At 61.8% G+C, this 19,774-nt stretch carries 21 protein-coding genes and 1 pseudogene; 11 read left to right on the top strand and 11 right to left on the bottom strand.

The features are described from left to right. The 4 genes from CH289_RS26445 to CH289_RS26430 are packed head-to-tail and all read left to right on the top strand — an operon-like array spanning position 1 to position 4,995. Positions 1-702 carry an HAD family hydrolase gene (locus CH289_RS26445; protein WP_052047793.1) on the top strand — a complete coding sequence of 234 codons (702 nt, stop codon included), beginning with the start codon at positions 1-3 and terminating at the stop codon, positions 700-702. Then, the gene (locus CH289_RS26440) at positions 699-2,342 is read left to right on the top strand and encodes an MFS transporter (RefSeq protein ID WP_015586112.1); all 1,644 of its coding nucleotides are present in this window, start codon (positions 699-701) and stop codon (positions 2,340-2,342) included. The genes CH289_RS26445 and CH289_RS26440 overlap by 4 nt, the downstream gene beginning before the upstream one ends. Continuing rightward, on the top strand, positions 2,339-4,000 hold the full coding sequence (locus CH289_RS26435) for an FAD-dependent monooxygenase (protein WP_015586111.1): 1,662 nt from the start codon (positions 2,339-2,341) through the stop codon (positions 3,998-4,000). Before CH289_RS26440 ends, CH289_RS26435 begins: the two co-directional genes overlap by 4 nt. Next, positions 3,997-4,995: an aldo/keto reductase gene (locus tag CH289_RS26430; RefSeq protein ID WP_015586110.1), complete on the top strand. Its 999-nt coding sequence runs from the start codon at positions 3,997-3,999 to the stop codon at positions 4,993-4,995. Before CH289_RS26435 ends, CH289_RS26430 begins: the two co-directional genes overlap by 4 nt. An 842-nt stretch (positions 4,996-5,837) precedes the next feature. On the opposite strand, the gene CH289_RS26420 is transcribed toward CH289_RS26430, so the two are convergent. Together CH289_RS26420 and CH289_RS28420 are read right to left on the bottom strand one after the other, a co-directional pair. Next, positions 5,838-6,305 (bottom strand): hypothetical protein, encoded by a 468-nt coding sequence (locus CH289_RS26420; RefSeq protein WP_139278538.1) that lies wholly within the window; start codon positions 6,303-6,305, stop codon positions 5,838-5,840. A gap of 101 nt (positions 6,306-6,406) precedes the next feature. Next, a complete protein-coding gene (locus CH289_RS28420; protein ID WP_155289035.1) occupies positions 6,407-6,571 on the bottom strand; it encodes a hypothetical protein in 165 nt (54 codons plus the stop codon). Between the two features lie 307 nt (positions 6,572-6,878). Here CH289_RS28420 and CH289_RS28865 point away from each other — a divergent pair, with 307 nt between their 5' ends. Both CH289_RS28865 and CH289_RS28860 read left to right on the top strand, forming a co-directional pair. Further along, positions 6,879-7,502, top strand: coding sequence for a hypothetical protein (locus CH289_RS28865; protein ID WP_230591901.1), 624 nt, complete (start codon positions 6,879-6,881; stop codon positions 7,500-7,502). Between the two features lie 38 nt (positions 7,503-7,540). Then, entirely contained in the window at positions 7,541-7,906 is a 366-nt protein-coding gene (locus CH289_RS28860) for a histone-like nucleoid-structuring protein Lsr2 (protein WP_015586104.1), read from the top strand. 351 nt (positions 7,907-8,257) lie between these two features. Here CH289_RS28860 and CH289_RS26410 read toward each other — a convergent pair whose 3' ends face one another. Next, positions 8,258-8,887, bottom strand: coding sequence for a TetR/AcrR family transcriptional regulator (locus CH289_RS26410; RefSeq protein ID WP_015586103.1), 630 nt, complete (start codon positions 8,885-8,887; stop codon positions 8,258-8,260). Between the two features lie 311 nt (positions 8,888-9,198). On the opposite strand from CH289_RS26410, the gene CH289_RS26405 reads away from it, so the two are divergent. Continuing rightward, positions 9,199-9,720, top strand: a complete 522-nt coding sequence (locus CH289_RS26405) for a hypothetical protein (protein ID WP_015586102.1) — start codon at positions 9,199-9,201, stop codon at positions 9,718-9,720. A 78-nt stretch (positions 9,721-9,798) separates the two neighbouring features. Here the strand turns inward: CH289_RS26405 and CH289_RS26400 are convergent, their stop codons facing one another. From CH289_RS26400 to CH289_RS26385, 4 genes are all read right to left on the bottom strand, one after another. Then, entirely contained in the window at positions 9,799-10,818 is a 1,020-nt protein-coding gene (locus CH289_RS26400; protein ID WP_032364995.1) for a P-loop NTPase family protein, read from the bottom strand. Next, entirely contained in the window at positions 10,815-11,885 is a 1,071-nt protein-coding gene (locus CH289_RS26395) for an ATPase AAA (RefSeq protein ID WP_015586100.1), read from the bottom strand. The genes CH289_RS26400 and CH289_RS26395 overlap by 4 nt, the downstream gene beginning before the upstream one ends. 63 nt (positions 11,886-11,948) lie before the next feature. Beyond that, positions 11,949-12,578 (bottom strand): RES family NAD+ phosphorylase, encoded by a 630-nt coding sequence (locus CH289_RS26390; protein ID WP_015586099.1) that lies wholly within the window; start codon positions 12,576-12,578, stop codon positions 11,949-11,951. Beyond that, positions 12,575-13,078 (bottom strand): hypothetical protein, encoded by a 504-nt coding sequence (locus CH289_RS26385; protein ID WP_015586098.1) that lies wholly within the window; start codon positions 13,076-13,078, stop codon positions 12,575-12,577. The genes CH289_RS26390 and CH289_RS26385 overlap by 4 nt, the downstream gene beginning before the upstream one ends. A 313-nt stretch (positions 13,079-13,391) precedes the next feature. Here CH289_RS26385 and CH289_RS26380 point away from each other — a divergent pair, with 313 nt between their 5' ends. After that, on the top strand, positions 13,392-14,012 hold the full coding sequence (locus CH289_RS26380; RefSeq protein WP_032364994.1) for a hypothetical protein: 621 nt from the start codon (positions 13,392-13,394) through the stop codon (positions 14,010-14,012). A 21-nt stretch (positions 14,013-14,033) separates the two neighbouring features. On the opposite strand, the gene CH289_RS26375 is transcribed toward CH289_RS26380, so the two are convergent. The 3 genes from CH289_RS26375 to CH289_RS26365 form a co-directional block, all read right to left on the bottom strand. Next, the gene (locus CH289_RS26375; RefSeq protein WP_015586096.1) at positions 14,034-14,312 is read right to left on the bottom strand and encodes a type II toxin-antitoxin system RelE family toxin; all 279 of its coding nucleotides are present in this window, start codon (positions 14,310-14,312) and stop codon (positions 14,034-14,036) included. Further along, the gene (locus CH289_RS26370) at positions 14,309-14,596 is read right to left on the bottom strand and encodes a type II toxin-antitoxin system Phd/YefM family antitoxin (protein ID WP_230591632.1); all 288 of its coding nucleotides are present in this window, start codon (positions 14,594-14,596) and stop codon (positions 14,309-14,311) included. The genes CH289_RS26375 and CH289_RS26370 overlap by 4 nt, the downstream gene beginning before the upstream one ends. Positions 14,597-14,773: 177 nt before the next feature. Then, on the bottom strand, positions 14,774-15,316 hold the full coding sequence (locus CH289_RS26365) for a hypothetical protein (protein ID WP_015586094.1): 543 nt from the start codon (positions 15,314-15,316) through the stop codon (positions 14,774-14,776). Positions 15,317-15,380: 64 nt separating this feature from the next. Here CH289_RS26365 and CH289_RS26360 point away from each other — a divergent pair, with 64 nt between their 5' ends. After that, positions 15,381-15,680, top strand: a complete 300-nt coding sequence (locus CH289_RS26360) for a hypothetical protein (protein WP_015586093.1) — start codon at positions 15,381-15,383, stop codon at positions 15,678-15,680. A gap of 34 nt (positions 15,681-15,714) precedes the next feature. On the opposite strand, the gene CH289_RS26355 is transcribed toward CH289_RS26360, so the two are convergent. Further along, on the bottom strand, positions 15,715-17,439 hold the full coding sequence (locus CH289_RS26355) for a hypothetical protein (RefSeq protein WP_143545127.1): 1,725 nt from the start codon (positions 17,437-17,439) through the stop codon (positions 15,715-15,717). A gap of 14 nt (positions 17,440-17,453) precedes the next feature. Between CH289_RS26355 and CH289_RS26350 the strand changes: the two are divergent. Together CH289_RS26350 and bcmE are read left to right on the top strand one after the other, a co-directional pair. Further along, positions 17,454-18,160: pseudogene (locus CH289_RS26350) on the top strand (transposase); the annotation flags it as partial. A 241-nt stretch (positions 18,161-18,401) separates the two neighbouring features. Further along, complete coding sequence (gene bcmE, locus CH289_RS26345) at positions 18,402-19,670, top strand: thiamine pyridinylase (RefSeq protein ID WP_032364993.1); 1,269 nt, start codon at positions 18,402-18,404, stop codon at positions 19,668-19,670. Positions 19,671-19,774 lie beyond the last annotated feature (104 nt).

Genomic DNA, 19,774 nt, shown 5'->3' with positions numbered 1-19,774 from the left:
ATGTCCGACAACAGTATCGACACCGGTCCCCTCGTTCTCGTCGTCGACTACGGCGGCGTCCTGACCAACCCCATCGCCGACACCATCGCGGCGTTCACCGAGTACATGTCCGTGCAACCGGAGGACCTGATGGGTGCCCTGTTCACCGCGCACGATGACCCGGACGAAACGATCATGGCCCCGCTCGAACGCGGCGAAATCACCGAAGCGGCCTTCCTCGACCGAGTCGGATCGGCACTGGAAACCATGACCGGACGCGCTATCGACCTGTCACAGTTCCGGCCGGCATGGTTCTCCGGCCGGGTCCCCAACTCGGAACTTCTCGACTACTTGCACACGCTGAAATCCGAAGGACGAACTCTGGGACTGTTGACCAACAACGTCCGAGAATGGGAACCCGAGTGGCGAGGAATCGTCCCCACAGGCCTGTTCAGCGTCGAGGTCGTCTCCGCGAACGAAGGTGTCCGCAAACCCGAACCCGAAATCTACCGCCGGACGACCGAACGACTCGGCGTCCCTGCCGCTCGATGCCTGTTCGTCGACGACGACCTACGCAATTGCCAAGCCGCCCGAGCGCACGGAATGCAGATACATCACTTCACCGACACCGCGGGAGCCATCGAGGCAATCGACGCCTGGTTCGGACGCCAGCAGCCGGCCGCGCAACCCACCGCGGACGCGCTCCTCGAGGAGTCCGCATGAGCACCCCCGAACCGCTGCAGTCGGCCCCCGAACGCTGGTGGACGCTGACAGCGGTCTGCCTCGGAACATTCATGCTGTTCTTGGACCTCACCGTCGTCAACGTCGCACTGCCCGCGATACAACGAGACCTCTCGGCCAGCTTCGAGCAGTTGCAATGGGTGATCGACGCCTACGCCCTGGCACTGGCCGCGTTTCTGCTCACCGCCGGCTCGATCGCGGACAGACTGGGCCGCACCCGGATCTTCGCCGTCGGCGCGCTGGCCTTCACCCTCGCGTCCGTGGCTTGCGGTCTCGCTGGGTCAGCAACTCTGCTCAACGCAGCACGTGGAGTTCAAGGCCTCGGCGCGGCCATCATGTACGCCGTCGGCCCAGCGATGATCGCAGCGACGTTCCACGGCCGCCAACGAGGAACCGCCTTCGGCATCTTCGGGGCCACCTCGGGCATCGCCATCGCTGCGGGACCGTTGATCGGAGGCATCCTCACCGAAGTGGACTGGCGATGGGTGTTCTACCTCAATATCCCTGTGGGACTGATCATTCTGGCCGTCGTCGCTCTGAAAGTCCGGGACCACCAGACATCGACCGCGCGCCGCGGTCTCGACCCCCTCGGTCTGGCACTGTTCTCCGCAGGTCTGTTCGCGTTGATCTTTGCAATCATCCGGGCACCCGTCGTGGGATGGACCGACCCACGTACCGCGGTAGCGTTGGCGGTCGGTGTGCTCGCCCTCCTCGGCTTCGCTGTGGTCGAGCGCCGCGTCCGCAATCCCATGCTCGACATGGTCCTGTTCGGAAACCGTTCCTTCAACGGCCTGTCCGCGGCAACGTTTGCGATCAACTTCGCCGTCACGGCCACCATCTTGTTCTCGGTGCTGTGGATGCAAGGCGTGCTGGGCTACTCGGCTATCGAGACCGGATTGAGGTTCCTGCCGCTTACCGGCGTCCTGCTGATATCCGGTGCCGTGGGCGGAATACTGAGCGCCCGGATCTCGACATCGATTCTGATCGGAATCTCGCTGTTGTGCACAGGAATCGGGTTTCTGTTGTTTCGATTCGCGGACGTCGGTGACAGCTGGACGGCGTTGTTACCGGGGTTTGTGATCGCGGGACTCGGTATGGGACTACACAATCCACCCCGTGCGAGCGCGGCAGTGGCTCTCGTTCGGGCCGAAGACTCAGGGATGGGAGCTGGGATCAACGAGACATTCCAGCAGGTCGGTGCGGCATTGGGCGTGGCGGTACTCGGAGCTTTGGCTCATCGCACCATCGAATCCGAACTCGACACCGCGTACGGATCCGCCCTGACTCCGGCCCAGCTCGACGCCACCGTCGACGCCGTGGCCTCCGGGGCCGTCGCGGCGCTGCAAGAGACCGGGCAGGACGTTGGGGTGGCAGCAGAAATCGCGTTCATCTCGGCGCTGCATCAGGTCACGACGATCGCGGGAATCGTCACCCTCATCGGTGCGATCGCGGCATTCACCCTCATCAGACGCAAGGACTTCCTCGTCGACCCCGCGGCAGCAGACCCGCACGCAGCGGCCTCTCCCCTACCCCGCGACGCGCCGTCCACCGGATACGAGGACGTGATCTCGGCCGAACAATCCAGCCTCGCCCCGCCTCGCCCGTCAGGAGTCCGGACATGACCGAGCACACCGTCCTCATCGTCGGCGCGGGCCCCACAGGTCTGACGCTTGCTTGCGAGCTCGCCCGCAGGAACGTCGACCACATGATTATCGACGGCAAGTCGGGGCCCTCGACCGAACCGAAAGCCCTCGTACTCTGGAGTGCCGCCCAGGAGAGCCTGCGCATCCTCGGTGTCGATCCCGCGGTATTCGATGCCGGCGTCACTCTCGACCGAGCGTCGTACTGGTCGAAAGGGTCACAGATCGGCCACGTCGACTTCACCGGCCTCGACCAGCCCGGCCTGCACAAACCCCTGTCCCTTCCGCAGCCCCTCGTCGAGGCAGCTCTCCTCGAGCTCTACCAGGCGCTGGGAGGTACGGTCCGCTGGCGGCACAAGTTCCTCGGTGCCCTCGATCCGGACCCTGCCGGGCCCAGCGACGGGGCGAGGGCGTCATTGGTCGGTCCGAGCGGAATCCGCTTCACCACAACAGCAGAGTGGATCGTGGGCACCGACGGTGCACACAGCACCGTGCGGAAAACAGCGGCCATCGACTTCGACGGCGACAGCTACGACGACGCTTTTCTGCTGGTGGACGGCACCCTAGAAACCGATGGGTCGGTCGGGGAGGCTCAGTACCATCTCCACCCGGACGGGGTGACGGTCGTCGTCCCGCTCCCAGGTGGTGGACACCGGGTATTTCTCGGACACCGTCAGTCCGCTTCCCCTGCGCTCATACCGCCGACTCAGATCACCGATCGCGCCAACATCATGCTCGGCCAACGCGGCCTCGGCCGCTTCCGGGTCAGTAATGTGCTTTGGCAGAGCGACTTTCGAGTACACCGGAGACTGTCCTCGCGCTACGTGTCGGGCCGATTCATCCTTGCCGGCGACGCTGCACATATTCACAGTCCTGCGGGAGGTCAAGGTATGAACACCGGAATACAGGACGCGGCGAATCTCGCGTGGAAACTTGCAGCAGTAGCGGTCGACGGAGCCGATGCAGCACTACTCGAAACATATGAACTCGAACGACGACCCGTCGCAGAATCGGTCGCCGCGATGACCGATCTTCAGACGAAACTGTGGACAACTCGTGCTGCCGTTTCGCGGTGGATCCGCGACCGAATCCTCGGAATCCTCTCGGCGACAGGGCTCCTCACCCGGCGTGTCGTTCCTCAACTGGCGCAGATCGATACGGCCTACGGCCCGTCAGTGGCCCGCGGGGGCGGGCGCGGTCGAACCATCTCGCCGGGCAAGTTCCTGCCCCCGCATCCCGTCCAGTTCGACGGAGAGGTCGACAAGTTGCTGCCCGACCTCCTCGATGACCGACGAGTCCTGGCGCTGGCCACCATCACCAGTATCGACGAACTCCGGGCCTTACATGCCATCCTCGACTCGTGGGGGTCGCGGCTGCACGTCGTGGTCGTGGTCCACTCCCCCACCACACTTCTGAGCGCAACTCCCACCGTGATCGACACCCACGAGATCGTTTCGAGCGAGCTCGGACAGGGCGGTGTCGCTGTCGTGCGTCCCGACCGCATAGTGGGCATGACCGGCTCGCTGCAGAACCCTGCAGCCATACGGACCTACCTCACCGCAGTGGCCGGACCCGCGGACACACAGGCAGTCGAACGCGGTCGACCCGAAACGAGCGCCTCCAAGGAGACAGCATCATGACCGACTTCCCACACGTGAACCTCGGAACAGGCCTCGAAGTATCCGCACTCGGATTCGGCGGCATGGCATTGACCTCGATGTACGGCGAATCCGACCCCGACCAAGCACTGAAGACCCTGCATCACGCCGTCAACCTCGGCATCGACTTCATCGACACCGCAGATGTGTACGGCCTCGGGACCAACGAGGAACTGATCGGCAGACTCCTCGCCGACCGTCGCGACGAGGTCACCGTCGCCACCAAATTCGGTATCGATACCTCCGTAACCGAACCCGGCCGCAGAAGCCGCGGAGACAGGGCTTACGTCCGCCAGTGCATCGACAACAGCCTGCGTCGCCTCGACGTGGACGTCGTCGACCTCTACTACCTTCACCGGGTCGACCCACACATCCCGATCGACGACACCATCGGAGCGATGGCCGAGCTCATCGCCGACGGAAAAGTCCGGCACATCGGAGTATCGGAAGTAACCGCCCCCGAACTAGAACGAGCGCACCGGACCCATCCGCTCGCCGCGGTCCAGTCCGAATGGAGCTTGTTCAGCCGCGACGTCGAGAACGCCATCGTCCCGACCGCAGCTCGACTCGGCATCGGATTCGTTCCCTACTCCCCACTGGGACGCGGAATGCTCACCGGAAAAGTGAAACAGGAACAGCTCGGCGACAACGACTTTCGGCGGTATCTACCCCGCTTTCAACTCGACGCATTCGAAACGAACACCGACGCCCTCGCCCCATTGACAGACATCGCGTCACAGCACGGATCCACGCCCGCCCAGATCGCATTGGCGTGGCTACGGGTGAAAGGTACACAGTTCGCGCTGCCCGTCGTTCCGATACCCGGCACTCGGAATGCGGATCGGGTCACCGAAAACGCGGGCTCGGTGCACATCGAACTCACCGCGGACCAGCTCGCCGTCCTCGACACCCTCGCCGACGCCGTCACCGGAACCCGAGCACCCGACATGAGTTGGGTATCAGCCGGCCGCGAATGACACGGGCACAACTGCACGGCACAGCCGCATTCCCGCCCCGTCGATCAGATCGACGGGCGGGAATTGTGCCGCCGGGAACCGGAGCGTCACTGCGCCGAAATGCCCGAATTGCGATGACTCCAACTACGGCCACGACGAAAGCGCCAGTGGCCCAGGGGATCCACGCGGGGTTGGCTCCCAACACGCTTCCCGTGGTCAACAGAAGAGTGACCCACACGGTTGCGGCGACGATATTCAACACCGCGAACCTCGAGAACGACAACGAGGAACCCGCAGCGAGACGTGGCCCCAAGGTCCTCGCGCCTCCGACGAAATGCGTGGTCACTGTCCCGACGCGCGCATCCCCCGAAAACAACTGACGTGCCCGAGCAAGCACCCTGTTGATCAGGCGCGCAAAGCGGCCTGCGCCGGCGATATCAGCGCGACACGATCCACGCCTGATGGACCGAAAGGCCAGCTGAGCCCCTGCTGTCGACGAAGCGATCAGGACGATCGCCGTCACGACGGGATCAAGTTCGCCCAGCCCCACGAGAGCACCGACCGCCAGAACCGTGCCAGTACCCGGGAGGAGAAACCCGACGAGCAAGCCGGATTCCACCAAGAGGATTGCGGCAGCCACGAGCAGAACCATCGGAGCACACCAGGAAGCGATTGAGGCTATGACATCGATGAACAGATCCATCAGATCCCCACGTCCAACGGTGACGGCCGCTGCCATCAAATACGAGTATTAACTCGTAGAATACCATTCGTCTGGATTCGCCGCCTGCGATAGCGTGACTACCGAGACAGAACTGCGGGGCTCAGGTGTGGCCCAGCGCAATAAGCGGCTGCTTCAACACCTACTCGCCTCTGAGCGTTGCCGACACCGATTCCCGTCCGCTTCTGCGGTCGAACGCCGCGAAGCAATCGGCGACAGCGTGCGCCCGATCCAGCGCCGAAGGAAATTCCGCGAGCTGCACATTCCACAATTCGCAGCACACCTCCAGCCGCGGAATGTTGGTTGCGGGGATCCCATGGGCACCGGCGGTCAACGCCGCGATATCTGCGGGCAGGTGGTGCCAACGCGACCGGACACCATGCCGGTGAAAGACCTTGCTCAAAAATGCCGCATGGATCTCCGGATCTGCGCCGCCGAGCGTGTTTCCAGCCAACACATCACTGAGCGCCGCGAGCTCCGTTCCAATGGTCAACGCGTCATGCTGCGCCTTTTCCACCAGCCGTCGACGGTGGTATCCGCTGAGCTGCAGGAATGTTGAATCCGCCCGTTCGAGCTGTGCCGATGTCAAAGGCAGCGCGAGATCCCACACCCTCCCGGATGCACCGTCGATCGCGGCGAGCTCGAAGGCCTCGTGAGCCTCGAACGACGGCCCCGTGGTGTGGACGTCAACAACGACGAGCTGCCGGCCCCTCATCCCCGCAACTCCCCCTGCCACACCGAATCGATACACGGCACACCCACGCCGGCAGTATCGACGTCGAATTCGGTCATCACCGCGGCGAACCTGTCCACGACGTGTCCTACGGCGTCCCCGCTTCCGTCGACGTTCACATCTCCACCGCTCTTGTCTCGCATGATCATTCACCCCCACCGATAGGCCAAGGCCCCTGTTGGCTGTCTCTGTCGATGCACACTAGCGTCAGGACCGGACACCACGAACAGCTCGAATTCTCATCCGCAGGCCAACGGGTCTGCCGTTCAAACGGTTGTCAGCCCTAACTACCAGTGACATCGCCCCCCAACACGAGGACCATCAGAAGCGGCCTGGCCGCAACGACCAGCTCAGCGGGTTCGCGGTTGCACCTCAGGTATCTCCACCCGTCGATTTGAGTCAAGGACGACGAGTTACAGCGGGGGCATGTGCCTGCTGCGACGAACACTCGTGGAGGTTCAGATGGGCGAAATAAAATGCCGACCGTTAATCCTGATCAGGGGGTTCGGCGGCGTCGATGTCGCTGATGATCAGCGTAGTGCGTATCAGGGATACAACGACGGCACGGTCTACCCCACCAAGCGTGGTGACAACTACATCTACGAGGGCTTCCTGCTCCGCGCACTGAAAGCGAAGAGGTACCGCTACACAGACGCGACCAACGTTGTGGGCTACTACGCGCAGAATGTCGAAGGACCCGCCGACACGGGCGAATACGACCCCTCTGATGTAGGCGGCAGCGTTGTCATCGATCCGCGCACGGCCGCGCGCGTTCTCAACGAGGCCACTTCCGGGACGATATGGGTGTACCGATTTTACGACCTCTCGCCGCGGACCCTGGCCCGATACGCGGAAGGGCTGGTCCGCCTCATTTCCCTGATCGAACGGTCGTCAGAACAGCACAACCAGACATTCGACGGCGTCGACGTCATCGCCCGACTAGTAACTTGGGCTTCATCGCCGACCACGAATGGAGCGCTGCCCATAATCGCACTCTCTCGATCCTGCATCCGAACCACGCGCGCCGCACCCACAGTTGTCACGACCACGCAGACCCGTTATACGCTCACTTAGCTGTCTTCCATACATTTTTGCGAGAGGGTTTCTTCACTGTGGCCAAGCTAGAAACGATTCAATTGGTCGACGACATCGACGGATCGGTCATCGACGACTCCGGTGAAACGATCGAGTTCGCGGTCCAGGGCGTCGAGTACGTGATCGACTTGAAAGCAAAGAACGCCAGCGAGTTTCACAGAAAGCTCGACTACTACATCAAGCACGCCGCGCGGGTTGGCGGACGCAAACGTAAACCCTTCCCCGCAACCGCGTCGACGCCTTCGACAGCCGGGACACCGGCCAAGCGTGACCCGGCGCAGACTCGCGCAATTCGGCAGTGGGCGGCGGACAACGGTCACGAGATCGGCGATCGAGGCCGCATCCCCACCGACATCGAAGAGGCGTACAACGCCGCACACTGACAGCCCAGGAAACTCACCTGGCACGTCATCGAACGCCGGATCACCGACGCGCTCCGAACGATGTTGGTCACCGGCTCGACTACCCGAAAGGGCGATTCGGATGTGCGCACGATCGGCTCTGCGATCAGCGGGTGCAGCGGCGATACCCAGTCTGCTGCCGACTGACGTAACAGGCCCAAGGCAAAGACCGCGTCCGGTGTCCGGGCGACCACCCCTGAAGGGCTCACACACATCTCTCGTACGCCGACACCGGTGCCCCACGACAACGTGAGCTGGCCCGGCTCGTCGCCCACTACCGGCCGCGGGTAACCGGCGGAGATCAAGGCTTCCCGGAGTCCCCGCCACCGCTGTTCATACCGCCACTGCACCGGCAGCCGCGATCACGGGCCCCGTCAACCGCAGGACGGTGTCGAGATCGCCGCCGTCACCGAAGCCCCCCGGCCCGGCGGTGGTCGTCACGCCGCACACGATGGCCATGACAGCATCGGCAGTGTCCACCGATATCGTCGGCAGCCTGCCGTTGCTGGTCAGAAGGGCCAGGACCGCGGCCCTGAGAGGGTGGTAGGTCGCGGCCCGTGCGACGTCCTCGTAGTGGAGGTCGGTCCACAACACCGCTGCTGCCCTCAGAGACCAATACCGTTTCGCATGAGTGAAGTAGCCGCCGAGCAAGTCCTGAACATCGGCCACAGTGTCTCCTGTAGACGGGCGATGCGCCCGGAGGAACTCGCATTGTCGAGCAGCCTGGTCGACCACTGCATGAACAACAGCGTCCTTCGATGGGAAGTGGAAGTACATGCCCCCTTTGGTCACCCCTGCAGCCTGTATCAGGTCGTTGACCGTGACGCCGCTTCCCCCACATGCGATGGTTCGAGCCGCACCGGTAATCAACGCGTCACGGGTCCGTTGCGCACGTTTCTGCGGAGGACGCGCGCGATGCTCGGCATTCTCCCGCTCCGAAACCTTCTGATCGGCAACCGTCATGTCACACTCTCTCCGGTCCATCGCCACATAGGACTGCCTTCTACTCCGATTCGCACGCGCGGATCCGACCATCTGTCGGCGACCGAAGCACTACCGTCCCTAGGCGAGGAATTTCGCCATTCCAAAGTCGATCGGCTCCAACAGTCCACGATTATGCCTGCGGAGGTGGACACTTCGAGCACCGGCAAATATTCGGGAGTCGGAACATCTGCTGCCGCGTGAGGCGCAATAGGTACGGAAAAATCTCTCCTTTTTCACCACTCACGTTGCGTCAACCGACCCCAAGTTCTGGATCCGAATACTGTTACGAAATGGATATCAGTGGTGTGGCCTCGATTATCGGAGCTCTCGGTATCGGATCCTTTGCGGGCCAGTACCTGATCGGCAGTCAGCAACGCCGTCAACTGCGTAGCGAGGTTCTCCGGCACTTGGCGAGCACCGAACGCACCCGATGGGCAGGGTCGTCGTCCACTGATCCGTCGTTTCAGCACTTCAAGGACAGTGTCCGCGAGCTTGAGACGGCCGCGATCATTGCACGGGTTCCGCGACGGCCACTGCGTTTGTACATCCAACTGGCCACTGTGGCGCGCCTGACGAGCGACGACGACGTAAAGCAGAAAGACGGTCAGGAAGAAGCCGGGGGAATCAACACTGCGCTGGGGCGATGTGTGCGCTTGTCAGCAGCGCAGCTCAGTCGACTGATGTGGTCGCCGTGGCTCGCCAGAGCAGGCATGAAGCGACGGGTAAACGCGATCGAACGAGAAGCTCAAGGCCTCGACGCTGAGGTCCTCGATGCGGTGGACAGGGCCAAGCAGTTTCACACCTACTACTGAAGCTGCAAAGGGGTTGGTAAACCCGAATTGCAGTTCAGGCGATGCATTTTGCGAACTACCTACGCCGGTAGTCGTGTCCTAGCCTGCAGCGATCGCAGCGACGACGTGAGCTGCGGCGATGGTCTCACTTACTGCAGAACACGCTCGTACCAACGCATCCTGCAATACGACCAGCTCCCGGCGGACACTGCGACCGGCCCCGTAGTGGTCGAAGAGATGCTGGAGGGCGTCAGCGTCGATGACGTCGACCGCGCCGAGATTCGGATTTCCCGCGGCCTGGCGGGCCCGCCTACCGATGATCGACCCCAGCGCGGCTGAATTAGCTAAGGCGGGCAGGGTGATTCGCGTGTTCAGGTATTCGCGAGCCTGTTTGTAGTGGGGGCTGTCGATGTAGTCGTTATGGACGGCGACGACACATGCTGCCGGAAGTCGCTCGGCGATCATCCTCAGAGTCAAGCCGAAGAACATTGCGATCCGCGGCTCCGGATCGACGCCGATACCTGGACGACGTATCCACTGGTCCGTGTCATCGAGCACGAGCGTCGGAATCAAGCCACTGCGCGAAATCAGTTCCAGGACCCTGATGGCCTGATCCACGACATCCTCACCTTGCGATGGTTCGTTCACCACGCTGCCGAGCTCGATCGCGAGATTGCCGGCCAACCATGGGAGACCAACCGAGAATTTGACCGGTCGATGTGGGGAACCTCCACGCATTTCCCGAGCAATCTTCTGGACTGCCCGGTTCTCGTCGAGCTGTTTGGCGATGGTGTTGACCAACAGACGCGGGAATTCAGCCGGATCGGAGACGAGGGAGTCGGTCTGAAATCCCATCCTGATCCTCAGTGCTGCAACGTTTTCGGAGTGAAGAGCGTCCATCACGTACTCGGTGATCGAGGACTTACCCGAGCCACTGGCACCGATCAGAGCCACACGCTCACGCCGCCGAACAGCGTCCATGAAGCGCTGCTCGTAGTCACCACTCACGGGGCCAGTGAGGACGTCGAACGGCACATGGACCTGCCACATACGATCCGGATCCGGCGACGGGTCGAAGGCCTTCGAGTCCCGCAATTGACGCAGTAGGGCGTCACTCATTTCTGGTCCTCCGGATCAGCGTGTTCGGTCCGCAGCCATTCCGCCGGCGGAGTCAACTCGTACACCCGCCGCGGCCGCCCGGGACCTGACGAGACTTCGCTGCTCCGGACCAGCCCCTTCTCGTAAAGTTGCTTGAAGACTTGTACAGCACGAGGACGCGTCCACCCCAACGCGGCCAGCAAGTCTTCATCCGATGCGCTGACCGGGCCCCGCACCTTCATTTCGGCCGCCAGCATCGACGCTGGGCGACCCAAAGCCCAGAGCGCATTGTCTCTATCGGCGAGGGCCAGGTAGTTGTCCTCGTACGACCCGGGGTCCTGCAGGAATCCCCGCAGAGCACTTACCAGATCTCGGGGGTTTCGCCCTACCGCATCAGCGAGGGTGCTGGCTTGCGGTTCCATGTCGATTCCCGCGCGGCGAGTGATCAACTTGATGCTTTCCGTTCTCGAGAGCGGGGGTACGTCGACGATCTTCTCGAAGAATGCATCTGCAGGCGGAGTCAGGAGACCTTGACGGTCACTTTCACGCACCGACACCGCCCACAGGTATCCCGTCGCCCACACCTCATCGCGGTACCGCCCGAACAGTGCGTGCCCGGCCGATGCGGTGACGTCGTCGACGATGATCACCGGATACAGCCGCGTCCCAAGCGGAGCAGTGCCGTCGTCGCTTTCTGCTGCCCACCTCCGAAGCGTGGCGTCGATGAACTGCAGGCGAAAGTCACTCAATCGCCGCAGCAAGACGTCGGGCCCGTCACTGTCGACTGCCGGTTCGCCGGTGACCTGTTCTACGACGCGGGCGAGCACGTCACGGCCGTCCGAGATCCCCTCGACCCGAACGAAGCTCATCGGGAAGTCGCCTTCGCGGCGGGCACCGGTGAACGGCTCTCGGCTGTCGAGCTGCAGCTGTCTAAGCAGCGACGTTCGGCCTGTGCCGCGGTCCCCCGTCACCAGAACGTTGAGCTCAGCGTTCAATCCGTCCCATATCGCGGCGAGTTCGTCTCGCCGGCCGACGAACAGTTCGGCGTCGACGGAATTGTCGAGCAGAGGACGTGCGCTGATCTTCATGAGACTTACAGTACTTACTGTAAGTTTCGTTAGCAATACCTTGCGGGCGGTTGACCACGATCGCTACAACAGATCTGGTACGTCCAAGATCGCGACACCAGTTTCTTCACGCCACCGCTCCAGCAGGTCCGCTCGCTCAGACAGGGTGACCGTGGCCTGGACGGTATGACGATGCTCCTCGCCTGCCACCCCCGCTTGCCCGAACAGTGCAATGCACCGCCGGGCATGTTCGAGGTCGTGGCGGGCCCAGTACCGCAGACCCTCGAACCCGGCCTCCCGTAACGCGGCCGCCCACCGCTGCGTCAGCGGATAGTCGGCGGTAGTAAAGATTTCTGCCGTGACTCCGAGCGCGACACCGGTGTTCGCAGTCAGATCAGCGAGCCTGATATCAGCATCCAACGTGATCGTCGACGCTGCACGCGCATCGACCTCGTATCTCGGCACGACCTGTTGGCCACCGAAAATCTCCAGGAGAGTGACCACTTCGTCTTCGGCCAGGTAGCAAGTCCCATCAGGGGCTTCGAGGTCGAACCTGCCGCCGCCATTCGATGAGTACCACCACGGTCCCAGACTGGCCTGATGCGATCGAAACAGCTCGGCCCCAGCCGGGTAGACGCACGACGGAAATCGCTCCGCCAATTCACCGACGGGCTTGGGCTCGAACAGATGAACGACGGCGCGTTCAGCGCTCACGCCGCAAGCCGACTGACCGCAGCCCGGGCAGCGCGAGCAGCCGTAGGAACGTCCCCGTCGAGAAGTGCTTGCCGAGGTGTACGGCCGTCGAGCTCTGGCTGTTCGGTAGTCAGCCACGCGACCGCCAACCATCCACGCGGGTCCTGCCCCGCCCACACACGCAGCACCTCTTGGATGCCGAGAATCGGCTTCGCCGGTTGGGCATCGGTGAAGCCTGCGGCGGCGTAGCCGTATTTGCCGTTGCTGCCGGTCAACCGAAGAACGCGGTTCTCTTTCACAGCCTTGCTCAAGGCAGCACGCGTCCAACCCGCAACGTCGAGGGCCTGACTGGGGGTCAAGATTTCCCCTACGTGCTCACTCCACGCGCGACGCGCCTTGAGGCCGTTGACGATGCCGCCGAGGCCCGCTATTGCATACGCCAGATCACGCTCGTCCGGCGCGCCACTGGCCTCGACCAGCCGGTGCGCCATGACCTCGAAATCCTTCTCGACAGTGGACATACCCTGATCATCCCCGGCTGTTCGCGTCATGTCAACCATGTCAACCTGAATACAGGGATGTGATCGTTAGCGTGCGGGAAGTGTCGTACCTGGCCGGTACGGTCGGGACGCGAAACTCCTGCGACGGGGCAGAGAGTCGAGGTGGGTTGGGAGCGTCTAAATGTCACCGGTGAGCAAGAAACGCAAGGGTGCAGGCAAGGGGTCAGGGCGATCGCGTAGCGGTCCGGGAGCCGCTGCATTGCCAGAATGGGCGCAGCGGGCCGGGTACGTCACACCACCGGTAGCGGGGATCCGTCCCCCTGCGAATCCTGGCGTGACTGCACCGGCAGAAGTGCAGATCATCGACCGGCATTGCCAGATTTGGCAGGCCTACACCGAGGGCGGTTTTTCCGGCACCTGCATTGCTGCGGTGCGTTGCCTGATTCCGGCATTGCGTGACTACGGGATCGAGGCTGAGCCGTTGGTCGTGTACGGGCAGGTGGCGTGGTCGGACGAGCAGTGGGTGGAGCTGGGAAGCCGCACACCGAAATGGGAGTCGGACACATGGTGGACAGGACACCTAGTGTTGTGGATTCCGGCAATGGGCCGGATTGTCGATCCGACCGTCTACCAAGCAAACCGGCGCGGAATGCCGACAACGATCACTCGGGCTCTGGTCTTCTCGATCGGTTCACTAGATCTGATGGAGACAGCGGGAGTGAACAAGGATGGTGCCCTGGTGCAGTACGAACGAGTCATCGGCGCGGACATGAGTTGGTTCGATCGCGATCACGCCGATCGCGAGGCGATCGAAGATGCCCTCCGAATTCTGCGAAGCGCAGTATCCGACTCACTCGGCAGCAAGGCGGACCGAAAATCTGGTTGGATGGAGACCGCGACCCACCCACCATTGGTGGAAGCCTTACGCCTACGAGGCTTGATCTCCGCAACATAATCCGGTAGCTACGCAATCTTCTCAGCGGTAGGCATCTGACCGGTGTGAGATCGCGGTGACCTGCACGATGCGCTGCCCGGCGTCGATCAGATAGAGAACCCGGTAGGTGCCTCTGCGGGCGCTGTAGGCGGGCGAAAGCGGCGGGGCCAGGGGCTTCCCGACCCGCTGCGGATTCTCCAGCAATGCTCCGGTGATGAACTCGTACACCGCAGCGGCGACCTTCTCGGGAAGAGTGTGACTGATAGCGCGAGACGCTGATCGAGCAATCACAAGCCGATACGGCGCTTCAGGCTCACTCACGCGCGGGTAGACCGGCCAGCGACCCGCATGACCTCGGCCAACTCCTTCGCATCGAGACTGTCACCCTCAGGCAGCTCCGCCACGCCCCGAAGATGAGATGTCAGCAGTTCCTGATCCGATAGCACTGCAATGGTCTCCTGCAGCGCATCGAAATCGTCGGCAGCGAGCAACACAGCAGCCCGGTGCCCATTACGGGTGATCTCATACCGGGCGTGGGTTTGTTCTGCATCGTCCACAATCTTGGACAGACGCGCACGCGCATCCGCGACCGGCAAAGTAGTCATGTACATAATTAGAGCGCAAATAGTGCGAGGGTGCAATTGCCGTTCGACGCGACACAGCACTAACTGGTGACCAAAACCCGAAGTTCGCCCATCCGACTTCAGTGCGCGCGGTCAGCGGCGTGGGAATTTCACCACCGCTCTCGGACTCGCTGCAGCCGCCCGAACATGCCGTAGGTCCTAAGATGCATCGTCGAACGGCCCGAATGCCGCTTCGTCCCAATGCCGTTCGAGCGCCGCGTTCCATTCGTCGATATCCGACGCGGAGAACAGATGCATGTTGTGTTCGGTGAGCAAGAACCCGGTGTCGCGCCATGCTTGGAAGTAGGCGGGGTTCTCCCCTGCTTCGCGGGCCTTGTCGATCAGGGAGTCCACGTCCGCCAACAAGTTCTCCTCACTGATCTCCTGCGGCGTGTCAGCAGCTGGGTCGAAGAACAATGGATCGTTCGGCCCGAGATCTCGGCCGAACTTGTCCCGAAACGCCTGTCGCTGCTCTTCGAGAGAGTCGTTGAGCTCCGCACCACCCACCATGTCCTTGCTCCACGACAGAGTGCGCCCACCGTCGGCGTTGGTGCGCCGTTGCACGAACGAGGGATCACCGCTGCGCTCGAGCACCAGCGCAGCGTGCTGCTCACGTGAGACCCCTTGCTGTGCAAGTCGCTTTCGACGTTGCTGGACCTTGCGGGCGCGTTTGTCGCCGGCGGAGGTACGTTTCGATGTCATACCTCCACCGTCTCAGAGATTCTCCAGAACATCCGGTATTCGGCCGATTGCTAACCTTCACGCTATGAGCGCAATCAATCCGAGGGTGGCGTTCGCTGTACCGATGTTTCTCGAAGCGCTGGCCTTGATCGAGTTGGGCCAGCCTCAGCCCGCTGAAGTCCTGGAACATCCGAAGATGATGGCTACCACGATGCTTACTCTGCTCAGTCATGGCGACGACGCGATCTTGGATCTGGGAGATCTTGCGCTCGCGTCGCTTGCCAGGGCTGCGATCGCGCTCTGCGATGCTCCGACTGAATCGGGTGCTGTGGCGACCTACCAACACGCGTTAGACGCGTGGGGTGAGATCAATGCGAACCCATGATCAGAGCGAGACTGGAACAAAATGACCGGCACCATCACACTTGCGGGGGCGTCCTTCGGAACAGCTCGGACAAGCCCTGCAGAGCCATCGTAACCCGATCTACGATTGTCTCGAATTGTTTGTCCGGCTGAAGAGAATTCAGTCCTGCGGCCGACAGCGCAGTCGTAAATTTCGTGCCCTTCATGTGGGCCGAGCCTGCCGATCGGATTCCCTGAAGCTGGCGTAGGGGTCCGACGAGACCATTCGGGTCGGCACCCAAGTTCTCGACGAGTAGCTGTAGGCAGGCAAGCGAAGGACTATTCGTGTCCGCGCCCGAGGACTCTCGAAGAGTCTTGACATCGAGTGCATCCACGATCCCTTTCGACAGAACCATGACACCGTTGTCGCTTTGGCCTTCGGTTGGATTGGTACACAATGCCAAGGCATCGAACGCACGGAGGTCAGCCGGGCCGAGTTGCTTGTACAACGACTCACCGAAGTAGCCAGTGAACGCCTCGATGAGTTCTGCCTTAGCTCGTCTCAGCCGAGCAGGGTCAGGGCGTTCGTCCTCTACCCACTGGCCCGCTAGGTCCCGCACGCTACGTGTGATGGTTATTCCACCGTTCGGCGGGACGTTGTGTGTGAGCCAGTGCTCTCGCTCGGTCTCGGGTAGCCGGATGAGGTGTCCCAGCCACACCTGGACGAGGTTGGCACCGTTGATGTCGACATCGATGGCCCACCGACCGTGGCACGAGACATCGGTCCGCAGCACCGTGTAGCGGTCTGGGTTGTCGCGGTATCGGGTCAGAACATCCGTGTCGAAGAAGACTGGGGTGAGGTAGTTCGCTTCATCGCGCTCGCAACTCAAACGAACCTCGTCGCCGGTCGAGGGGTCGATGTCAACGATGAACGATTGAAACCGCTCAGGCCTTTGCAGATCGTCGGGGTGCTCGCCAGCGGACGCGAACGGCAAAACTGCCTGTTTCCCAACCAACTGCGCTACGAAACCAGGCCCCCGATACGCGTCCCACGCCGTGTAGGCGAACGCTGCGTCTTTGGTGCGAATCTCAAGGTCGATCCGAGCTTCATGCACGCTGTCGTCAGCCCGAGAATGGGCGTGCTGGATCACCAGGCTCATGCTCCGGGCCGCGAGATACTTTCGGAGGTGCCGTGCATTGACTCGAACCTCGTATTCACCAGGATTCGGTCTGACGATCTCGACGACCTCCTCATCGCGGCCCGCGTGATTAGTTCGATACATTGTCTCGTTCGATCGCGTGATCAGGCCCAACCACCATACGAACGACGGCGTGAATTCGATAACGGGTTCTGTGGTTGCCGATGGCACCCAGGACACGTTGACGAACAGATGAAGGTCGTAGCCATCAGGGTTGGAGGTCAAGCCGTCGCGGAAGGCCGGGAGGCGATCAGAGCTGTAACTGGGCTCGCCGAGGTCGTTGATGGACCAATCGGTAGTGGCGAGGAATTTGCGCTGGTCCGATGTCGCCACCAGAAGAGGTTGAAGCGAGCTGTACTTGATTCCGCTCCCTCGATTCCGTAGAACCGAGATCCACTCGGTCGGCTCCGCCTGGATCTCCGAGAGGTAGCTCCTCAGCTGGAGAATCGTGGGCAAAGCCTCATAGCGCTCAAGTGAGCCGGAATTCGGCAGTGGATCGGTCAGCACCCCCTTGATCGTACGGAGGGCAGGCGACCGGGCTGAGAGTCGACTTAGAATGGGCCACCCGTGCTCGCCCGGATGACTAGGGCTGAGCTGCGACATCCAGTCTCGCCAGCGGGAAAATCATGGTCCGCGGCGACTCCGCCTACGGCAACAGCCGCGTCGTACGCGCCTGCATCAAGTTCTCGTTCGTACTGATCAAGAACCGAATCGTCCAACGAGCGATCGCCTCCATCCCTGACACCGCGTGGACGCCCGTGCGCTACCCGGGAGCGGTCCGCGACCCCGACACCGACGGCTGGATCTCCGACGCCGAGGTCGCCGAAACATCGTTCACCGCTTTCTCTTCCACCGCGTATCCTGTTTCTGCACGGTTGATCGTGCGGCGGGTCAAAGACGCCCGCTACCGCGATGCATTGTTTCCGGTGTGGCGGTATCACCCGTTTTTTACCAACAGCACCCTGCCGACGACGACCGCAGATGTCGTCCACCGTGCACACGCGGTCATCGAGACTGTGTTCTCGGATCTGATCGACGGACCGCTCGCGCACATGCCGTCAGGATCGTTTGGCGCGAGCTCTGCCTGGGTGCAGTGCGCAGCGATCGCCCACAACCTGCTGCGCGCCGCCGGAACCGTCTCCGGCGGGCGTCACGCGAAAGCTCGCGGAATAACGCTACGGCGCAAATCGTCAACATTGCCGCGCGTTTCGTGCGGCCACAACGCACACCCACACTGCACCTGCCGCGACACTGGCCGTGGCTCGATGCGTGGCTTCAATTATGGCGCAACATCATTGGCATCAGCCCACCCACACCCGCCTGATCCTCACCCGACCCGCCGACTCGGCCCGAGCAACGACAATCGTGGAAATGCTGGGTAGACCAGCGGACGAAACACGCCCAACCAGTCCCGACCCCACAATTCGGTCATCGACCACAGTGGGTCACCTCAGTCCGTGGATCGAGGGTAAGTAAATGTGATCCTTGCCACTTTCGGAAAATCATGCGACTGTATGAGGCAATCGCCGTTCCCCTGCAGACAGTGTGATGACGGGAAGTGTGCAGTGACCAGTACCGAGTTCGGACGCAGTTTGAACAAGGATTCCGGCCCCACCAACCAGCCACCTCCAGCCAGCGACGCATCCACGTTGAACGTCGCCTTGTACCCGTACACGCCCGAACCGAAATGGTTCGAGTCCACCATCAGAGCCGCGTGGCACAGCGTCCAACCGGATGTCGCTCTCAATTTCGTCTACACCTACGACTGTTACAAAGGCGATCCGCCGTCCACTGTGGACGTTTTTGCCTACGACTGCATCTTCGCTGATCACATGCGTCAGTTCTGTGTCGAGTTCGATATCGACGGCACCGCAGACTTTTACCCGTGGTCTCTCGCATCGCTGAAAACGGAATCCTCGGAGTATCAAGGAATACCGTATTTAGGGTGCATGCAAATTTTGATTCGCCGTCTCACTGACGCAGCACTGGGTGCGCCGGGGATGACTGTCGAAGAATTACACAAAATCCTCGGCGACGGGGATCCGAAAGCAGTCTGGCCCGCGCAGGGTCAAGGCATGCTGTTGGATTTTACTGGGGGAACGACCGTCGCGTGCATGTACGAGCAGGCCGTCATGGAGGAGTCGGGCCAGTTTCCGCTCACTCCCGCCCTTCCCCCCTGTCCAGGACTCGATCAGCAAGGCCTCGCCGACATGCAGGTGCTGCGAAACATCGCCGGGTACGCCCAGGCGACATATCCCGACTCGGGCTACGACCGAATCACGAAATGGAACCAGCGGATCGGTCGAGCCTTCGTAGGCTTGACCGAAATCTTCCACTTCATCGACAACGTCGACGCCTCGACCTATTCAGTCATGCCGCTGAGCTCCGAACCTATCGAAAAAGTGGGGATACCGCTTTATACCGACGCACTTTCCGTCAATGTGGCCATCGCCCAGGAAAAGCGAGCAACGGCTATCCAGCTCGTGAAGTTGATTGCATCGACCAACGTGATGCTCGAGTGCATGTCCCCAACAGGAAAGAAACCGCAATACCTGGTGCCCACCCGGCAATCGCTGATGAATCAGCTCCTGGCCCGGCAACCCAATTCGGCGGTGTACAACATCATGCGCAACATCATTTCCAACGACATGGCCCATCCATTTCGACTTGGGGCCGATTCCCGTACCTGGCTCGACTCGACCAAAGGCTGCATCAAAACTGAAATCCTCGGGCCACCCCCCGCTGGCGTTGCGGAGCATGTCGGCGAAGACAGCGCCGTGTTCAACGACCCCGCGTACGCTTCCACACCTGCAGGGCTACTTCGCCGCCCGTGACAGGAGTCCGTCGCAAAGTCGTAAGCAATGGCTGGTTGTGCCACGTTTGGTCCTCGCCGTTCGGACACGCGGCAATGGAGTATCGCTATGAGATCCATACATGC

The sequence above is a fragment of the Rhodococcus sp. RS1C4 genome, assembly GCF_002258225.1.
GTDB lineage: Bacteria > Actinomycetota > Actinomycetes > Mycobacteriales > Mycobacteriaceae > Rhodococcoides > Rhodococcoides fascians_E.
The sequence above is the reverse complement of the archived record's forward strand: the minus strand, read 5'-3'. Positions and strand labels throughout refer to the sequence as shown.

Coding starts and splice junctions, on each gene's coding strand:
- CH289_RS26445 (WP_052047793.1), top strand. CDS start 1: ATGTCCGACAACAGTATCGACACCGGTCCCCTCGTTCTCGTCGTCGAC.
- CH289_RS26435 (WP_015586111.1), top strand. CDS start 2,339: ATGACCGAGCACACCGTCCTCATCGTCGGCGCGGGCCCCACAGGTCTG.
- CH289_RS26370 (WP_230591632.1), bottom strand. CDS start 14,596: ATGACTACTTTGCCGGTCGCGGATGCGCGTGCGCGTCTGTCCAAGATT.
- CH289_RS26410 (WP_015586103.1), bottom strand. CDS start 8,887: ATGACGGTTGCCGATCAGAAGGTTTCGGAGCGGGAGAATGCCGAGCAT.
- CH289_RS26385 (WP_015586098.1), bottom strand. CDS start 13,078: ATGTCCACTGTCGAGAAGGATTTCGAGGTCATGGCGCACCGGCTGGTC.
- CH289_RS26400 (WP_032364995.1), bottom strand. CDS start 10,818: ATGAGTGACGCCCTACTGCGTCAATTGCGGGACTCGAAGGCCTTCGAC.
- CH289_RS26430 (WP_015586110.1), top strand. CDS start 3,997: ATGACCGACTTCCCACACGTGAACCTCGGAACAGGCCTCGAAGTATCC.
- CH289_RS26440 (WP_015586112.1), top strand. CDS start 699: ATGAGCACCCCCGAACCGCTGCAGTCGGCCCCCGAACGCTGGTGGACG.
- CH289_RS26365 (WP_015586094.1), bottom strand. CDS start 15,316: ATGACATCGAAACGTACCTCCGCCGGCGACAAACGCGCCCGCAAGGTC.
- CH289_RS26405 (WP_015586102.1), top strand. CDS start 9,199: ATGGATATCAGTGGTGTGGCCTCGATTATCGGAGCTCTCGGTATCGGA.
- CH289_RS26395 (WP_015586100.1), bottom strand. CDS start 11,885: ATGAAGATCAGCGCACGTCCTCTGCTCGACAATTCCGTCGACGCCGAA.
- CH289_RS26355 (WP_143545127.1), bottom strand. CDS start 17,439: ATGTCGCAGCTCAGCCCTAGTCATCCGGGCGAGCACGGGTGGCCCATT.
- CH289_RS26360 (WP_015586093.1), top strand. CDS start 15,381: ATGAGCGCAATCAATCCGAGGGTGGCGTTCGCTGTACCGATGTTTCTC.
- CH289_RS28420 (WP_155289035.1), bottom strand. CDS start 6,571: ATGCGAGACAAGAGCGGTGGAGATGTGAACGTCGACGGAAGCGGGGAC.